The organism is Aeromonas sp. CA23, assembly GCF_002587065.1.
Taxonomy (GTDB): Bacteria; Pseudomonadota; Gammaproteobacteria; order Enterobacterales; family Aeromonadaceae; genus Aeromonas; species Aeromonas bestiarum.
Window position 1 is genome coordinate 2,316,100 of the sequence record NZ_CP023818.1, and the last position, 13,980, is coordinate 2,330,079.

General features: G+C 59.7%; 13 protein-coding genes. 9 read left to right on the forward strand and 4 right to left on the reverse strand.

Annotated features, from left to right (window positions below; genetic code table 11):
• Window positions 1–99: 99 nt before the first annotated feature.
• Together CK910_RS11000 and CK910_RS11005 are read right to left on the reverse strand one after the other, a co-directional pair.
• Window positions 100–924, reverse strand: a complete 825-nt coding sequence (locus tag CK910_RS11000; protein WP_098982964.1) for a M23 family metallopeptidase — start codon at window positions 922–924, stop codon at window positions 100–102.
• A 47-nt stretch (window positions 925–971) separates the two neighbouring features.
• Window positions 972–1,817: a hypothetical protein gene (locus CK910_RS11005; protein WP_098982966.1), complete on the reverse strand. Its 846-nt coding sequence runs from the start codon at window positions 1,815–1,817 to the stop codon at window positions 972–974.
• Between the two features lie 177 nt (window positions 1,818–1,994).
• Here CK910_RS11005 and CK910_RS11010 point away from each other — a divergent pair, with 177 nt between their 5' ends.
• Window positions 1,995–2,771, forward strand: a complete 777-nt coding sequence (locus CK910_RS11010; protein ID WP_098982967.1) for a BPSS1780 family membrane protein — start codon at window positions 1,995–1,997, stop codon at window positions 2,769–2,771.
• Window positions 2,772–2,837: 66 nt separating this feature from the next.
• Here CK910_RS11010 and CK910_RS11015 read toward each other — a convergent pair whose 3' ends face one another.
• Window positions 2,838–3,737 (reverse strand): LysR family transcriptional regulator, encoded by a 900-nt coding sequence (locus CK910_RS11015; RefSeq protein ID WP_043135682.1) that lies wholly within the window; start codon window positions 3,735–3,737, stop codon window positions 2,838–2,840.
• 127 nt (window positions 3,738–3,864) lie between these two features.
• Between CK910_RS11015 and CK910_RS11020 the strand changes: the two genes are divergently transcribed.
• From CK910_RS11020 to oxyR, 4 genes are all read left to right on the forward strand, one after another.
• Window positions 3,865–4,725, forward strand: coding sequence for a Vmh family MBL fold metallo-hydrolase (locus CK910_RS11020; RefSeq protein ID WP_043555148.1), 861 nt, complete (start codon window positions 3,865–3,867; stop codon window positions 4,723–4,725).
• An 82-nt stretch (window positions 4,726–4,807) separates the two neighbouring features.
• A complete protein-coding gene (locus CK910_RS11025) occupies window positions 4,808–5,443 on the forward strand; it encodes a DsbA family protein (protein ID WP_098982969.1) in 636 nt (211 codons plus the stop codon).
• 225 nt (window positions 5,444–5,668) lie between these two features.
• Entirely contained in the window at window positions 5,669–7,309 is a 1,641-nt protein-coding gene (locus CK910_RS11030) for a methyl-accepting chemotaxis protein (protein ID WP_098982970.1), read from the forward strand.
• Window positions 7,310–7,470: 161 nt separating this feature from the next.
• On the forward strand, window positions 7,471–8,367 hold the full coding sequence (gene oxyR / locus CK910_RS11035) for a DNA-binding transcriptional regulator OxyR (protein WP_172955293.1): 897 nt from the start codon (window positions 7,471–7,473) through the stop codon (window positions 8,365–8,367).
• Between the two features lie 64 nt (window positions 8,368–8,431).
• Here the strand turns inward: oxyR and CK910_RS11040 are convergent, their stop codons facing one another.
• Window positions 8,432–10,921 (reverse strand): penicillin-binding protein 1A, encoded by a 2,490-nt coding sequence (locus tag CK910_RS11040; RefSeq protein WP_098982973.1) that lies wholly within the window; start codon window positions 10,919–10,921, stop codon window positions 8,432–8,434.
• A gap of 285 nt (window positions 10,922–11,206) precedes the next feature.
• Between CK910_RS11040 and tapM the strand changes: the two genes are divergently transcribed.
• The 4 genes from tapM to CK910_RS11060 are packed head-to-tail and all read left to right on the forward strand — an operon-like array spanning window position 11,207 to window position 13,969.
• Complete coding sequence (gene tapM / locus CK910_RS11045; RefSeq protein WP_098982974.1) at window positions 11,207–12,280, forward strand: PilM family type IVa pilus assembly protein TapM; 1,074 nt, start codon at window positions 11,207–11,209, stop codon at window positions 12,278–12,280.
• Window positions 12,268–12,846 carry a PilN family type IV pilus biogenesis protein TapN gene (gene tapN / locus CK910_RS11050; protein WP_042867695.1) on the forward strand — a complete coding sequence of 193 codons (579 nt, stop codon included), beginning with the start codon at window positions 12,268–12,270 and terminating at the stop codon, window positions 12,844–12,846. The genes tapM and tapN overlap by 13 nt, the downstream gene beginning before the upstream one ends.
• The gene (tapO, locus tag CK910_RS11055) at window positions 12,843–13,442 is read left to right on the forward strand and encodes a PilO family type IV pilus biogenesis protein TapO (RefSeq protein ID WP_042867697.1); all 600 of its coding nucleotides are present in this window, start codon (window positions 12,843–12,845) and stop codon (window positions 13,440–13,442) included. Before tapN ends, tapO begins: the two co-directional genes overlap by 4 nt.
• The gene (locus CK910_RS11060; RefSeq protein WP_042867699.1) at window positions 13,439–13,969 is read left to right on the forward strand and encodes a pilus assembly protein PilP; all 531 of its coding nucleotides are present in this window, start codon (window positions 13,439–13,441) and stop codon (window positions 13,967–13,969) included. Before tapO ends, CK910_RS11060 begins: the two co-directional genes overlap by 4 nt.
• Window positions 13,970–13,980 lie beyond the last annotated feature (11 nt).

Sequence of the window (13,980 nt, forward strand, 5' to 3'; positions counted from 1 at the left end):
TACGCCGTCATCCGTCCATGAAAAAGGCAGCCCAGGCTGCCTTTTTCGTTTTATCCGGCCTGCTCATCACAGCAGATGGACGGGATTGGCTGTCTCGAGTCAGGGCTTGAAGGCGCCGATGAAGATGGCGGGATCGACCCGGGCATCGTTGAGGCTGACGTTCCAGTGCATGTGGGGACCTGTGGCGCGACCGGTGGCACCGACCCGGCCGACTATGCCGCCGCGGGGCAGGGTCTGGCCCAGCGTCACGTCGATCTTCGACATGTGGCAGAACATGCTGATCAGCCCCTGGCCGTGGTCGACGAAGACGGTGTTGCCATTGAAGAAGTAGTTGCCGATCAGGATCACCTTGCCCGCCGCTGGTGACTTGATGGGGGTGCCGGCACCGACCGCGAAGTCGAGGCCTGAGTGGGGATTGCGCTCTTCGCCGTTGAAGAAGCGGCGCAGGCCGAACGGGCTGGAGAGCGGGCCCTGCACCGGTTTGTCGAACAGCAGGTTGCCGGGCTGGGCAGGGCTGAAGGTTTGATAGGCCAGGGTCTGCTCCGCTAGTTCGCGGTTGATGCGGGTCATGTCTTCGGCCAGCGGGTTGACCTGGCGGCTGTTTTTGAGCTTGATGTGCTGCTCGCGGTAGTGCTTGTTGCCGACCGTGAAGCCGAGGCTGCGACCATCATTCACCGTCAGGGTATGAGCCCCTTGCTGGCTTTTGAGGGGAATGCCGACGATGGCGATCCAGCGGCGATCCTCTTCCCGCACCACCAGCACGGGCTTGCCCTGATAACGGGCGGCGGGGGCCTGCGCTGCATTGCCAAGCGGCACCACGGCAACGCCGCCCGGCACCGGATGGTTGAGCAGACGGCTGATAAATCCCTCGGCGAGGGCACACTGGCTGGCCAGCAGCAACAAGATACAACAAACGACTCTCATGACGGTTCCACGTTATGGGTTGGGTCAAACGAACCAGGGCAAGGGCATCAGGACGCGGGCTGGAAGCGCTGATAGATGGCTTCCATCTGGACCGATACCTCCTGGCGTACCAGATCCAGCTCCAGCATGTCCTGCACGACTTTCAGCTGGCTCGGGTTGAGGAAGGCACGGCTGCTCTCCAGCACGCGCTGGGTATAGGCTTTCTGGTTCTCCAGATAGGTGCCGGCATCGCCGCTCTCCTGCTGGGCCAGTTGCTGGTTGGCGTCGCTCAGCAGACGCGTCAGGGATTGGCGCTGGGTCGGGGCCAGCAGCTCGCCGCGCTCCGCCAGTCGGCCCTGGATCTCCAGCAGGCGGTTGATGTCGCCCGAGTAGAGCTCCTGTTCCAGCCGGGTGCGGGTGTCGTCACCCAGCAGGTTGCTGATGTTGCTCCAGATGCGCTGGCTCTCCTGCTCGTAGGCATCGGGGTGATCGAAGCCGAGGCGATAGAGTTCGCGCAGCTGCTCCTGTACCTGAGCGCGCACGTCCTCCACCACGTCCAGCCGATCGAACACTGTGGTGAGCTGGCTGCCCTGCTCGGCATCGTAGAGCCGCTCTATCAGCACAGAGCCGTCGCTGGACTGGCTCCACTGGCTGATGGCGGCCTCCAGCTCCGGATTGGGGGCCATGGCCTCCTGCGCGGGGGCGGGCTCCCCCTGTGCTCCCTTGCCGGGCAGCTTGGCCATCAGGTTCTGACTGGCACTCTGGCTGGCAGCTGTGTCGCACTGGGCCAGGGCTGGGCCGTCAGCGGCGTCGGGTTGCGGCTGGGGCGCTGGGGGGGCGGGTTGATCCTGCCATTGCCAGAGGTTGAGCAGCAGGGAGGCCAGCAGGATCGGCGCCAGATGAAGTGTACGCATCTTGGATTCTCTTGAATAAGTGAATGCCCCTGGTGCGGGGGTCTCTTATGATAACCGTAACGCCTGATACAAGCAGCCCTGACGTGCGAAGCCGCAACCGGCGATCGTCCGCCATTGAGTCAGCCGGCCCATGGCTCTAGAATCGGCAGCCAGCCCGTCATCATCTGAGGAAACGTTATGAATGGATTGTCCCCCCTGCGCGCCGAGCCCGCCCGTCACCCCATCGGGCGTGGCTGGGTCTGGGTGCGATCCGGCTTCGATATTTTCAACAAGGGCATGGGCGTCAGTGTCGCCATGGTCCTTATCTGGTTCGCGGTCGGCCTGCTGCTGGAACGCCTGCCGGCGGGCGGCCTCATCTCCCAGCTGCTCTACATGGTGTGGGGCGCGGGCTGGGTGGTGGTGGCCCAGCATGGCTACGAGGGCAATCAGCTCAAGTTTGCCGACTTCTTCGCCGGGTTTCGCAACAAGCTGACCCCGCTGATGCTGGGTGGCCTGCTGGTGCTGGCCCTGTTCATTCTGATCGGGCTCATCTGCCTCGGGCTTCTCTCCATGTGGGGGTTGACCTCCCTGCTGACCCAGGATCCCGAGTCCATGGTGGTGAGCGTGGCGCAGGCGCAGGGGCTGCTGCTCTGCCTGCTGCTGGGGCTGGCACTGCTGATCCCGGTGTTGATGGCCATCACCTTCGCGCCCGCCCTCATCTATTTCCACGATGTCGGTATATTGCAGGCCGCCAAGCTCAGCTTCAAAGGTTGCCTGACCAACATGTGGCCCTTCTTCTGGTGGGGGCTGATCGCCGCCGGGTTGATGCTGTTTGGCGCCGCCCTGATGTTGATCGGCCTGCTGGTGGTGATACCGGCACTCAATTACTCCATCTATGTGGCGTATCGGGACATCTATCTGGATGTGTCGCAGGAGGCGCCGTCCGAGGCTCCGCTGACCGGCTTCGAAGCCTGATCCGGATGCGGGTAATCGGATGTCATGAACAAGAAGGGGCCTGCGGGCCCCTTTTGCATGGTGGCGTTACTCCTGCCACATGGGATCGGCCGCCATGCGCACCACCAGGAAATCGAGGAAGCTGCGCAGCAGGGGCGACATCTGCTTGCGGGTGCCATAGACACCGTAGACCCCGAGGCGCTTGGGTTGCCATGCCTCGAGCAGTGGCACCAGGGCGCCACTCTCCAACTGGGATTGCACCGAGTAGCGGGGCTGCATGCTGATACCGGCACCACCCAGGGTCGCCTCCAGCAGCAGGTTGGATATGTTGGCACTGAGATTGCCGCTGACCGGCACGGATTCAGGTCCGGCGGGTCCCTGAAACTCCCACAGGCTCTTGCCGAAATAGGTGTAGGTCAGGCAGTTGTGCAGGGCGAGATCCTGCACCTTGTGCGGCGTCGGGTGTCTGGCCAGATAGGCCGGGCTGGCACAGACCACTGAGTGGCAGGTGCCGAGCCGGCGGGCCACCAGGTTGGGATCCAGATCATTGGTGATGCGAATGGCCAGATCGATCCGCTCCTCCACCAGGTTGACGGTGCGGTCCAGCAGCAGGATGTCGATGGCGGTGCCGGCATACTGGGCCAGATAGTCGTTGGCGGCTCCCACCAGCAGGGCCTCTGAGAGGGAGTAACTGCTGGTGATGCGCAGTTGCCCCTTGGGGGCCTCATCGCCGCGGATGGCGATCTGCTCCATCTCCTCCCCCAGTGCCAGCATGGCCCTGGCGCGGTTCAACGCCTCTTCCCCCGGGCCTGTCAGGCTCAAACGCCGGGTGGTGCGATGCAGCAGACGGGCCCCCATCCACTGCTCCAGTTCAGCCAGGTAGCGCGTCACCATGGCGCGCGACATCTCCAGCTTCTCCCCGGCGCCGCTCAGGCTGCCCTGTTCGACTACGCTGACAAAGACCCGTAATGCGGTCAGTCGATCCATGTGCAGGTTCTCTATATGCTCGATTAATGCAACAGTGATGTGCTTATTATGCTGTATTTGTACCGTTAATGATCCAATAAACTGTGTCCATCTGATGAACCCCTGATGACTTGATGAGGAATACCCGATGAACAACACCCTGATCCGCAACCTGACCCTGGCCACCACCCTGCTGAGTGGCGCCGCCATGGCAGCCCCCCTGACAGTGACCGTCTACAACCCGGGCGAGAAGGCCATCTTCCCTGTCTCCTCTTCCCTGGTGGCCGGCGACAAAGAGGCCATTCTTATCGATGCCCAGTTTGATGTGAAAAATGGCCAGGCACTGGTCGACATGATCAAGCAAAGCGGCAAGCAGCTGACCACCGTCTATATCAGCGCGGGTGATCCCGACTTCTACTTCGGTCTGGAGCCCATCATGAAGGCGTTTCCGAAAGTCAAAGTCCTGGCGGACCAGCATGTGGTCGACCACATCAACAAGACCAAGGATGACAAGCTGACCTATTGGGGACCCATCCTGGGCGCAGGTGCACCCAAAGCCCTGACGGTACCGGAAGTGATGACTGCCTCTTACCTGACCCTCGAAGGCGAGAAGATCGAGATCAAGGAGATGAACACGCCGACCGCTTACCTGTGGGCGCCGTCCATCAAGACAGCATTGGGTGGTGTGCCCGTCTACAGCGGCGTGCACGTCTGGATGGCGGACAGCCAGACCAAGGAAGCCCGCGCTCACTGGGTGAAGACCCTCAACGAGCTGCTGGCCATGAAACCCGAGCGTGTCGTGCCAGGCCACTTCCTGGGGACTGCGCCCAAGGGTACCGAAGCCGTGACCTTCACCCGTGACTATGTCCAGCGCTTCGAGCAGGAGCTGGCCAAGTCCAAAAACTCCGGCGAGCTGATTGAAGGCCTGAAGAAAGCCTTCCCGTCCCTGCCGGTCGATGATGGTCTGGCCATAGGTGCCAAGGTCAACACCGGTGAAATGAAGTGGTAATTGCCTGACGCCTGCTTCCCTGTGTTTTTTTACCGGGCCCTTGGGCCCGGTTTTTTTAGCCAAACAATCGAGAATGAATCACATGAACGAGACAAGCCTGCATTATGTATACGACCCCCTCTGCGGCTGGTGCTATGGCGCTGCCCCCTTGCTGCAAGCGGCGGCCGGGATCCCCGGTCTTCACATAGAGCTGCATGCCGGCGGCCTCTGGCTGGGCGAGCGTCGTCAGCCCATGGGTCAGGCCCTGCGTGACTACGTCCGCCCTCATGACGAGCGGATCCAAGCCCTGACTGGCCAGCCCTTCGGTGAGGGTTATTTCAACGACTTGCTGCTGCGCGATGGCCTGCTGCTCGACTCGGAGCAACCCATCCGCGCCATATTGGCGATGTCGACGTTGGGCGGCAATGGTCTGACCCTGCTGCACCGCATCCAGCAATCCCACTATCGCGATGGCATCTGGATCGGTTCCCTCGAGCACCTGAGCAGCCTGGCTGCGGAGCAGGGCATCGATGCTGCGGCATTTGCAGATGCTTATCAGAACGTGGATCTGGCCGGCCATCTGGCAGCCAGCCAGGGCTGGATGCGCCGCCTCGGTGGGCAGGGCTACCCGACCCTGGGATTGGTGCAAGGGGACAAGGTGACGCCGCTGTCCGCCTCTTCCTTCCTGGGCGAGCCGGCGGCCTTTGCCCGCCAGATCCAGGCGGTGATGGGACGCTGAAACCCCGTCTTGTCGATTGGTGGGCGGGATGATGAGCAAACCCAGGCTGAGAGGGACAGATTTTTCCTACCCGCTTGATCCTCATGCTATCCGTGGGCATGACGATATATTGACTAGCGGATAGTTTGAAAATCATCCGCTTGCGATCATCGCGCTATGCTCTATGGGTGATGGCTCGGGAGTTCGGCTCCACGGGTTTGCGTCTAGCCGCCAAGGATACCAATCATGTTCAAAAATATGTCTATAGGTCAGAAGTTGAGTGCCGGCTTTGCCGTATTGGCCTTGCTGGTTCTGGGGTTGGCGTGGTTTTCCATCGCTCAGCTGTCACGTCTCTACGGTGATACTGAAACCATCTCCGGGAATTTGTTGCCATCGACCCGCTATGCCAGCCAGATGCATGTGGCGATTCTCGATGCTCGTCGCTCCGAGCTGGCTCAGGTCATCGGCGGCCTGAACAAGGATGCCCAGGAGGTCAGTGATCGCACTGCCACCTTTAACAAGGCGAAGCAGGAGTTTGATGCGGCGGCGCAAAAATATGGCTCGCTGCCATTCAGCACGGATGAAGAGCGGCAGACCTACGAGCAGTTGATTGCTGCAGGTGCCAAATACTTCTCCGTGCATGAGGAGCTGGTGACGGCTTTCGCCAATGGTGACCTCGAAAGGGTAAAGGGTTTGCGTAAAAACGAGACCCGTGTCGCCCTGGAGGAGGTGGGTTCCAAATCTTATCGTCTGCGCGAGATCAACAACGAAATTGCCGACGGCATGGTCAAATCGGTCGCCGAGCTTTACAGCAACTCGCGCAATATGAGCATCCTGGTGGGAGTGATGACGCTGGCGTTCGTCGTCGTCGTGGCCTGGTTGCTGACCGGCCAGATCCGTAATCCCGTCATGGCCCTGCTGGAGCAGACTCGCAAGGTCTCTGCCGGCGATCTGGCGACGCACCTCGACTTGAGACAGTTCAACAACGACGAACTGGGCCAGCTGGCCAAAGGCTTTGGCGAGATGCAGAAAAACTTGCGCAACCTGGTCAGCGAGGTGTCCGGCTCAGTTGTACAGCTCAGCTCGGCGGCGGAAGAGATCAGCGCAGTAGCCCGTCAGTCTGCCAACAATATGAACAGCCAGCAGCATGAGCTGAACCAGCTGGCGACCGCCATGAACGAGATGCAGGCCACGGTACAGGAGGTGTCCCGCAACACCAGTGATGCCGCCAGTGCCGCCAGTGCCGCCAGCAGCACGGCCGAGCTGGGGGCTCGCACCGTCAACGACTCCATCAAGCGCATCGAGCAGGTGGCCGGTGCCATCGAGAGCACGGCCGTGGTGATCCGCCAGCTCGGCGATGACAGCCGCAACATCGGCATGGTGCTCGAAGTGATCCGCGGGATCGCAGAGCAGACCAACCTGCTGGCTCTCAACGCCGCCATCGAGGCGGCCCGGGCCGGTGAACAGGGTCGTGGTTTCGCCGTGGTGGCCGATGAGGTGCGTACCCTGGCGAAACGGACTCAGGACTCCACCTCCCAGATCAACACCATCATTGCCGAACTGCAGCAGCGGGCCGAACAGGCCGGCACTACCATGCAGCAGAGCCAGGACATGATGAACTCCACTGTGAGTACGGCACGGGAGGCGGGAGCGTCCATTTCCGAGATCAGTGGCTCTGTGGAGAGCATCTCCCACATGAACATACAGATCGCGACCGCGACCGAAGAGCAGGGGGCGGTGAGCGAAGAGCTCAACCGCAACGTGGTCAACATCAGCCATGCCTCGGAAGAGGTGGCGGCTGGCGCGACCCAGATGGCTCAGGCCTGCAACGACCTCAACCACCTAGCGACCCAGCTGCAGGAGATGGTACGTCGCTTCCGGGTGTAATGACGGTTTGACACTCGCTGCTTGAGCGGGCCCGGATCCTGGATCCGGGCCCGTTTTGTTTTTCTATCCACCCCTCTTTTTCCATTCAGTCACCATCCCTTGTCCCTCCTGTCTTTCTTGGGCATGCTAATGGCCCAATTGGTTGGCAGGATTCTGGATGTATGAACCTTCGCGATCTCGAGTATTTGGTGGCATTGGAAGAGGAGAAGCACTTTCGCAAGGCGGCGGAGCGCTGCTTCGTCAGCCAGCCGACCCTGAGCGGCCAACTGCGCAAGCTGGAGGACGAGCTGGGGGGGATCCTGATCGAGCGCACCTCCCGCAAGGTGCTGTTTACCCCGGCAGGTGACGCCATGGCCCATCAGGCCCGCAAGGTGCTAAAAGAGGTGCGTGAGCTCAAGAGCATAGGCCAGCACTTCGCCGAACCCATGTCCGGAGAGATCCATATCGGTTTCATTCCCACCGTCGGCCCCTATCTGCTGCCCCACATCATCCAGGATCTGCGCGAGCATTTTCCCAAGCTGGAGTTCTATCTCTATGAGGAGCAGACCCAGGTGCTGCTCAAGCGGCTGGAGGAAGGGGAGCTGGATTGTCTCATCCTCGCCGAACTTGAGGGGATGGAAGGGTTTGGCTCGATTCCCCTCTATCAGGAGCCCATGTGGCTGGCGGTACCGCAGCATCACCCGGAAGCCAGGGCCAAGTCGGTACCGCTCAGCAATCTCAAGGGCAAGAAACTGCTGATGCTGGCCGATGGCCACTGTCTGCGGGATCAGGCGATGGGGTTCTGCTTCGCCGCGGGTATTGGTGAGGATCAGCGCTTCAAGGGCACCAGCCTGGAGACGTTGCGTAACATGGTCGCCGCGGGCAGCGGCATGACGCTGGTGCCCAAACTGGCCGTGCCTGCCAATGCGGAGGAAGGGGGGGTCAGTTATCGCCCCGTGATCGACCCGGTGCCGGGCCGTGCCATCTCGTTGCTCTATCGCCACTACTCGGTACGCAGGCCCTGCTTCAACGAGCTGGCTGCCCGTATCTCCAGCCTGATGAAGAGCCTGCTCGGCTGATATTTCCGAAGCAGAAAAAGAAAACCGGCGCCTTGGCGCCGGTTTTTTTATCTTGAGCTGTCGCTTAGAAGATGTCGTCGGTAGAGACGGGTCCGTCAGTGGGCGAGCCGTCGCCGCCATACACCTGATTGCCGTCCGAGCTCTGGGTCGCATAGCGGGTCGGCTCAGTGCCTTCCTTGAAGAACTCCTCAGTGCTGCTGCCATCGGTGCGATTGGTCAGCAGACCGGTCTCGCGATCGACCCGTACCGTGATGATCCCCTCGGGTACCGGCATCTTGCGCTCGGGCACCTGCTTGAGCGCCGTCTTCATGAAGTCGATCCAGATAGGCTGGGCCGCGCCGCCGCCGAACTCGGCCCGGCCAAGACCCCGCTGGTGGTTGTCAAAACCTATCCAGGAGGTGGCGACCAGGTTCGGCGTGTAACCGGAGAACCAGGCATCACGGGATTCGTTGGTGGTCCCCGTCTTGCCGGAGATGTCGTGACGCTTGAGGTCGCGAGCCGCCCGCCAGCCGGTACCGCGCCAGCCGTTGCCGCCCCAGATGGCTGTGGTCAGGGTATCCGTGACCAGGAAGGTGCTCTGGGCACTGATGGTCTGCGGTGCCATGTTGTTGGGCACGACAGGATCGATCGGGCACTGGGCCTTCCAGTCGCCGCCGGTATTGGCGTAGGCATCGGCACTGTCGAGACCGGCCGCGGCTAGCACGCCGCAATCACGACAGGCGGCGGCAGGGTTGGCCTGATACAGGGGCTCCCCGAAGCTGTCGGTCACGTCCGTGATGAAATAGGGGGTCACCTGGAAGCCGCCGTTGGCCATGACGGAATAACCGCGCACCACTTCCAGCGGGGTGAATTCGGCGGCGCCCAGCGCCAGCGATTCATTGCGGGATATGGTGTCGCGTGCGAACCCGAAGCGGGTCAGGCCGTCGATATAGGTATCCAGACCGATGGCACGCATCAGTCGCACCGACATCACGTTCTTGGACTTGGCAAGACCGAGCCGCAGCGAGGTGGGACCTTCGTAGATGGCCGGGGAGTTCTTGGGCTGCCACATGGGGCCCTTGGAGGGGTCCCACTGGTTGATCGGCGCATCATTGATGAGGGAAGCCAGGGTATAGCCCTGCTCCAGCGCGGTGGCATAGAGGAAGGGCTTGATGTTGGAGCCTATCTGACGGCGCGCCTGATCGACCCGGTTGAATTTGGACAGCTCGAAGCTGAAGCCGCCGACCAGGGCCTCGATGGCACCATCCTGCGGGTTCATGGCCACCAGGGCGGCGTTGACCTCGGGGATCTGGGAGAGCAGCAGCTCTTCACCCTTCTCCCGCACCCAGATTTGGGCGCCGACTTTCAGCATGTCGCGGGCGGAGCGGGGGGCGAAACCCTGGCGATCATCGGTGATGAAGGCGCGAGCCCATTTGATGCCGTTCCAGCCGAGTTCTGCCTGCTTGCCATTTTTCAGCACCAGGGTCGCACTCTTGTCACCCAGCTTGGTGACCACGGCGGTCATCAGAGGCTCGTAAGTAGGTTGCTTGGCCAGGTGCGCCATGATCTGGTCGTAATCCCAGTCGGCTTCTCCCGCTTTCCACAACTGGGCTGTCGTGCCACGGTAGCCATGACGGGTATCGTAGTCGAACACGCCATCCAGCAGGGCCAGACGGGCGGCACGCTGGCGCTTGGCAGTGACTGTGGTGTAGACGTGCAGGCCCATGGTATAGGCGTCTTCACCAAACTGCTCCACCATCTTCTGGCGCACCATCTCCCCCAGATAAGGGGCATTGAGGGTGATCTCGGCGCCGTGATAGCGGGCCTTGATCGGCATCTTGGAGGCCTCGTCATACTGGGCCTGGGTGATCTTGCCGGTTTCCAGCATGCGACCCAGCACTACGTTGCGGCGGGCGAAGGCACGCTCCGGTGAACGGATCGGGTTCAACATGGACGGTGCCTTGGGCAGGCCGGCTATGATGGCGATCTCGTCCAGGGTCAGGTCCTTGACCTCTTTGCCGAAGTAGACCTGAGCGGCGGCGCCTATCCCGAACGCGCGGTAACCGAGCGGTATCTTGTTGAGGTAGAGCTGCAGTATCTCGTCCTTGGAGAGATTCTGCTCGATACGCCAGGCCAGGAACACTTCCTTGACTTTGCGCACTATGGTCTTCTCATTGCTCAGGAAAAAGTTGCGGGCGACCTGCTGGGTGATGGTACTGGCGCCCTGACGGGCATGGCCGGAGACGGCCCAGACGGTGGCGGCTCGAATGATACCGATCGGGTCTATGCCCGGGTGCTCATAGAAGCGGGCATCCTCGGTCGCGAGCACGGCATCTATCATGGACTGGGGAATTTCATCCAGACGCAGCGGGATGCGACGAATTTCGCCAAATTGGGAGATCAATTCCCCATCCCGGCTGTACACCTTCATCGGGGTGGCCAGCTTGACGTCGCGCAGCGCGGTCACATCGGGCAACTGGGGCTTGATGTAGAAGTAGATGCCGATGAGGCTGGCAACACCCAGCACTGCACCCAGCATCATGACAATAAACAGGCGTACGAGCCATTTCAGCATGGAAGAACTACCAATCGTCTTAAAATTAGCCAACGGGCGCAGAGTATAGCCCTTTTGCCTCCGGGAATTCGAGGTTTTCCTGTCAGCAGTCAGGCTCCTCGAGAAGAGGCGGGAGGTTAGCATTCTGCGGCTCAATAACCAAGGGGAGGCGGGGGCGGCAAGAAAGCGAGATGCATCACTTTTCGGTGTAAACTTTATGACATTGATAGATAGAGCATTTAGGATGAGTTAAGTCATCATCATCTGATTAGCTGTCCTACAATCAATCCTAAAACCCAATAACGCATGGATGTGTATATGTTTGGGCTATTCAATAAAGGTTCCCTGCTTCCTCTGGCGGGTATTGATTTTGGGAGCCAGACCATCAAGGCTGTCACTATCACCGGGCGCCCCGGCAAGCTGCATTTTGAATCTGTGGCCGAAGTGGCGACCCCCAAGGGCACCCTGGTCGATTACCAGTTGCAGGATATCGAACGAGTCAGCCAGTCTCTCAAAACCCTCAAGCGTCTTATCAATGGTAACAGCCAATATGCTGCGACGGCCGTCACTGGCTCCAATGTGATCACCAAGGTCATTCAGGTCGATACGCGTCTCAGCGAAAACGAGTTGGAAAATCAGGTCCAGCAGGAAGCAGAGCAGATAATTCCCTTTCCCCTCGATGAAGTGAGCCTGGACTTTGAGATCATCGGCATGGTCAACGATCAGGATCGTCAGGAGGTACTGCTGAGTGCGGCCCGCACCGAGAGTGTGAGTGGTCGAGTCACCGCCTTGGCTGAAGCTGGAATGATCACCAAGGTGGTGGACGTGGGAGCTCATGCTTTGGGACGCGCCGTCCTCGCCTGTTTACCTGATTTGCTTGCTTGGGAAAAACCGGTTGGCGTGATCGATATCGGTGCCAGCGCCATGACGTTTGTTGCGTTAATCAAAGGTCAGACAACTTATTCAAGAATTCAGAACTTTGGCGGTGATCAATATAGCCAGGCATTGTCTTCTTTCTATCAAATGAGCCTGGAGGAGGCTGAGCTTGCCAAGATTAAGGGCTCTCTGCCTGCCGACTATGAACTGGACGTGTTATTACCCCATATCAACGCCTTGTTGCAACAAGTCAGGCGTAACGTTCAGCTGTTTTGCAGCTCCTCCGGACACCGGGAGCTGTCCAAGCTGGTGCTGACTGGCGGTGGTAGTTTGATACCTGGGCTGGTCGCCCAGGTCGGCAATGAACTTAACTGTGAAGTATTGCATCCCGATCCCTTTGCCCTGTTTGGCAAGCCCAAAGGGGAGGGGGGGCTCGCCCATGGTGCCAAGTACATGACGGCGCTGGGTCTGGCATTGAGGAGCTTCACACCATGTCAAATATAAACCTCCTTCCCTGGCGTGAAGCCAGAGCCCTGCGGCAGAAAAAACAGTTCGGGGTCATGCTCGGGATTTTCCTGGCGATCACCGCTTCCCTCGGCTTTGCCGCCGACTGGCTGGTGGAGCAGCAGATCAGCCATCAACAGCAGCGCAATCAACGCTTGCAGCAGGAGATGACCATACTCGACGCACAGCTCGGCGAGATCCGCTTGCTGAAGGAAAGGCGCAAGGAGCTGATCGATCGCATGCAACTGATCGAGCATCTGCAGATGCGTCGCAACCTGCCGGTTCGGCTGTTCAACCAGTTGCCCTCGCTGGTACCCAACGGTGTGTATCTGAACACGCTTGCCTTGCAAGACAACCGGATCGACGTCAACGGCAAGACCGAAGCCTATGGTCGGGTTGCCAGCATGATGCGGCGTATCGATGGTTCCGGCTGGCTTGGGCAATCACAGATAAGCACGATTTTTGCGGCCGACGTTGCGCCTGTCTCGCTGAGCCAGTTCTCCATGATGTTCCAGGTCGCAGCTGCGGCAGGCGCCACCGTCGATGCGGTTAAGGGGCAAGAATGAACCTACAACAGCTCAATGAACTGGATCTCAACAACATTGCCGGCTGGCCCAAGTTGGCCAAAGGCATTTTCATCCTGTTTTTCTGTGCGCTGCTGGGCGGTGCCATTTATTACTACGTGATTGCGCATTCATTGACCTTGTTGACAGAGGAAGCCAACAAGGAAGCTGAACTGAAAGCGCAGTTCGAGAGCAAGGCGATGCTGGCTGCCAATCTGGGGGCATACAGGATACAGATGGTGCAGCTTGAGCAGTTGGTCGATACCCAGCTCAAACAGTTACCCAATACGCACGAGGTGGCGGGCTTGCTGGACGATATCAGCTTCATTGCAACCGACAATGGTCTCAAATTGAATCGTATCAACTGGGAACCCGAGATAAAGCACGAGTTTTCCACTGAACTGCCCATGCGGATCGAGGTGGTAGGTACCTACCATGAGATTGGCAAGTTCACGGCCGACATGGCGGCGCTGCCGCGGATTGTCATCCTGGAGTCGTTCACCCTGGGTCAAAGCAAGGAGCCGGACGAGATGATCGGCATGTCGATGCTGGCCAAGACCTACAAGTACAACGGCAAGACAGTGGGGCAGAAAAAATGAGAATGATCTGCGTACTGTTGCCGGTGTGTCTGCTGACAGCCTGCGGTGGGCAGGATGATATGGATAACTATGTGGCTCAGACCAAGGCCAGGCAGCCAGTGCCTATCGAGCCGTTGCCTGAAATAAAACCATTTTCGCCCATGGCCTATCACCTCAGCGATCAGCGCAGCCCCTTCATTGCGCCCCAGCCCGAGGCCAGCAGCGCCAAGGTGGATGCTAATGTGAAACCAGATTGTGCCCAGATAGTCGCCAACAGAGAGAAAGAAGTGTTGGAGAGTTATTCGCTGGCCAGCCTGAGCATGCAGGGATCGCTCGGCAAGCAGGGCCAATTGTGGGCCTTGATACGGACGCCAGATGGTCAATCCGTCCGAGTGGGCCTCAACCAACATATGGGACTGGATCAGGGCCGGGTGATCAGGATCACTGATACCTACGTGGATTTGATTGAGACTATACCGGATGGCAAAGGATGCTGGGTCACCAGAGAAACCCAGTTGGGCATGGCCAATCTTGAAGCAAAACGATAATCAGGGATGAC

What these genes read in the sequence shown, in the direction of transcription:
- CK910_RS11000 (WP_098982964.1), bottom strand. Translation starts at nt 924, where the DNA reads ATGAGAGTCGTTTGTTGTATCTTGTTGCTGCTGGCCAGCCAGTGTGCC.
- CK910_RS11005 (WP_098982966.1), bottom strand. Translation starts at nt 1,817, where the DNA reads ATGCGTACACTTCATCTGGCGCCGATCCTGCTGGCCTCCCTGCTGCTC.
- CK910_RS11010 (WP_098982967.1), top strand. Translation starts at nt 1,995, where the DNA reads ATGAATGGATTGTCCCCCCTGCGCGCCGAGCCCGCCCGTCACCCCATC.
- CK910_RS11015 (WP_043135682.1), bottom strand. Translation starts at nt 3,737, where the DNA reads ATGGATCGACTGACCGCATTACGGGTCTTTGTCAGCGTAGTCGAACAG.
- CK910_RS11020 (WP_043555148.1), top strand. Translation starts at nt 3,865, where the DNA reads ATGAACAACACCCTGATCCGCAACCTGACCCTGGCCACCACCCTGCTG.
- CK910_RS11025 (WP_098982969.1), top strand. Translation starts at nt 4,808, where the DNA reads ATGAACGAGACAAGCCTGCATTATGTATACGACCCCCTCTGCGGCTGG.
- CK910_RS11030 (WP_098982970.1), top strand. Translation starts at nt 5,669, where the DNA reads ATGTTCAAAAATATGTCTATAGGTCAGAAGTTGAGTGCCGGCTTTGCC.
- oxyR (WP_172955293.1), top strand. Translation starts at nt 7,471, where the DNA reads ATGAACCTTCGCGATCTCGAGTATTTGGTGGCATTGGAAGAGGAGAAG.
- CK910_RS11040 (WP_098982973.1), bottom strand. Translation starts at nt 10,921, where the DNA reads ATGCTGAAATGGCTCGTACGCCTGTTTATTGTCATGATGCTGGGTGCA.
- tapM (WP_098982974.1), top strand. Translation starts at nt 11,207, where the DNA reads ATGGATGTGTATATGTTTGGGCTATTCAATAAAGGTTCCCTGCTTCCT.
- tapN (WP_042867695.1), top strand. Translation starts at nt 12,268, where the DNA reads ATGTCAAATATAAACCTCCTTCCCTGGCGTGAAGCCAGAGCCCTGCGG.
- tapO (WP_042867697.1), top strand. Translation starts at nt 12,843, where the DNA reads ATGAACCTACAACAGCTCAATGAACTGGATCTCAACAACATTGCCGGC.
- CK910_RS11060 (WP_042867699.1), top strand. Translation starts at nt 13,439, where the DNA reads ATGAGAATGATCTGCGTACTGTTGCCGGTGTGTCTGCTGACAGCCTGC.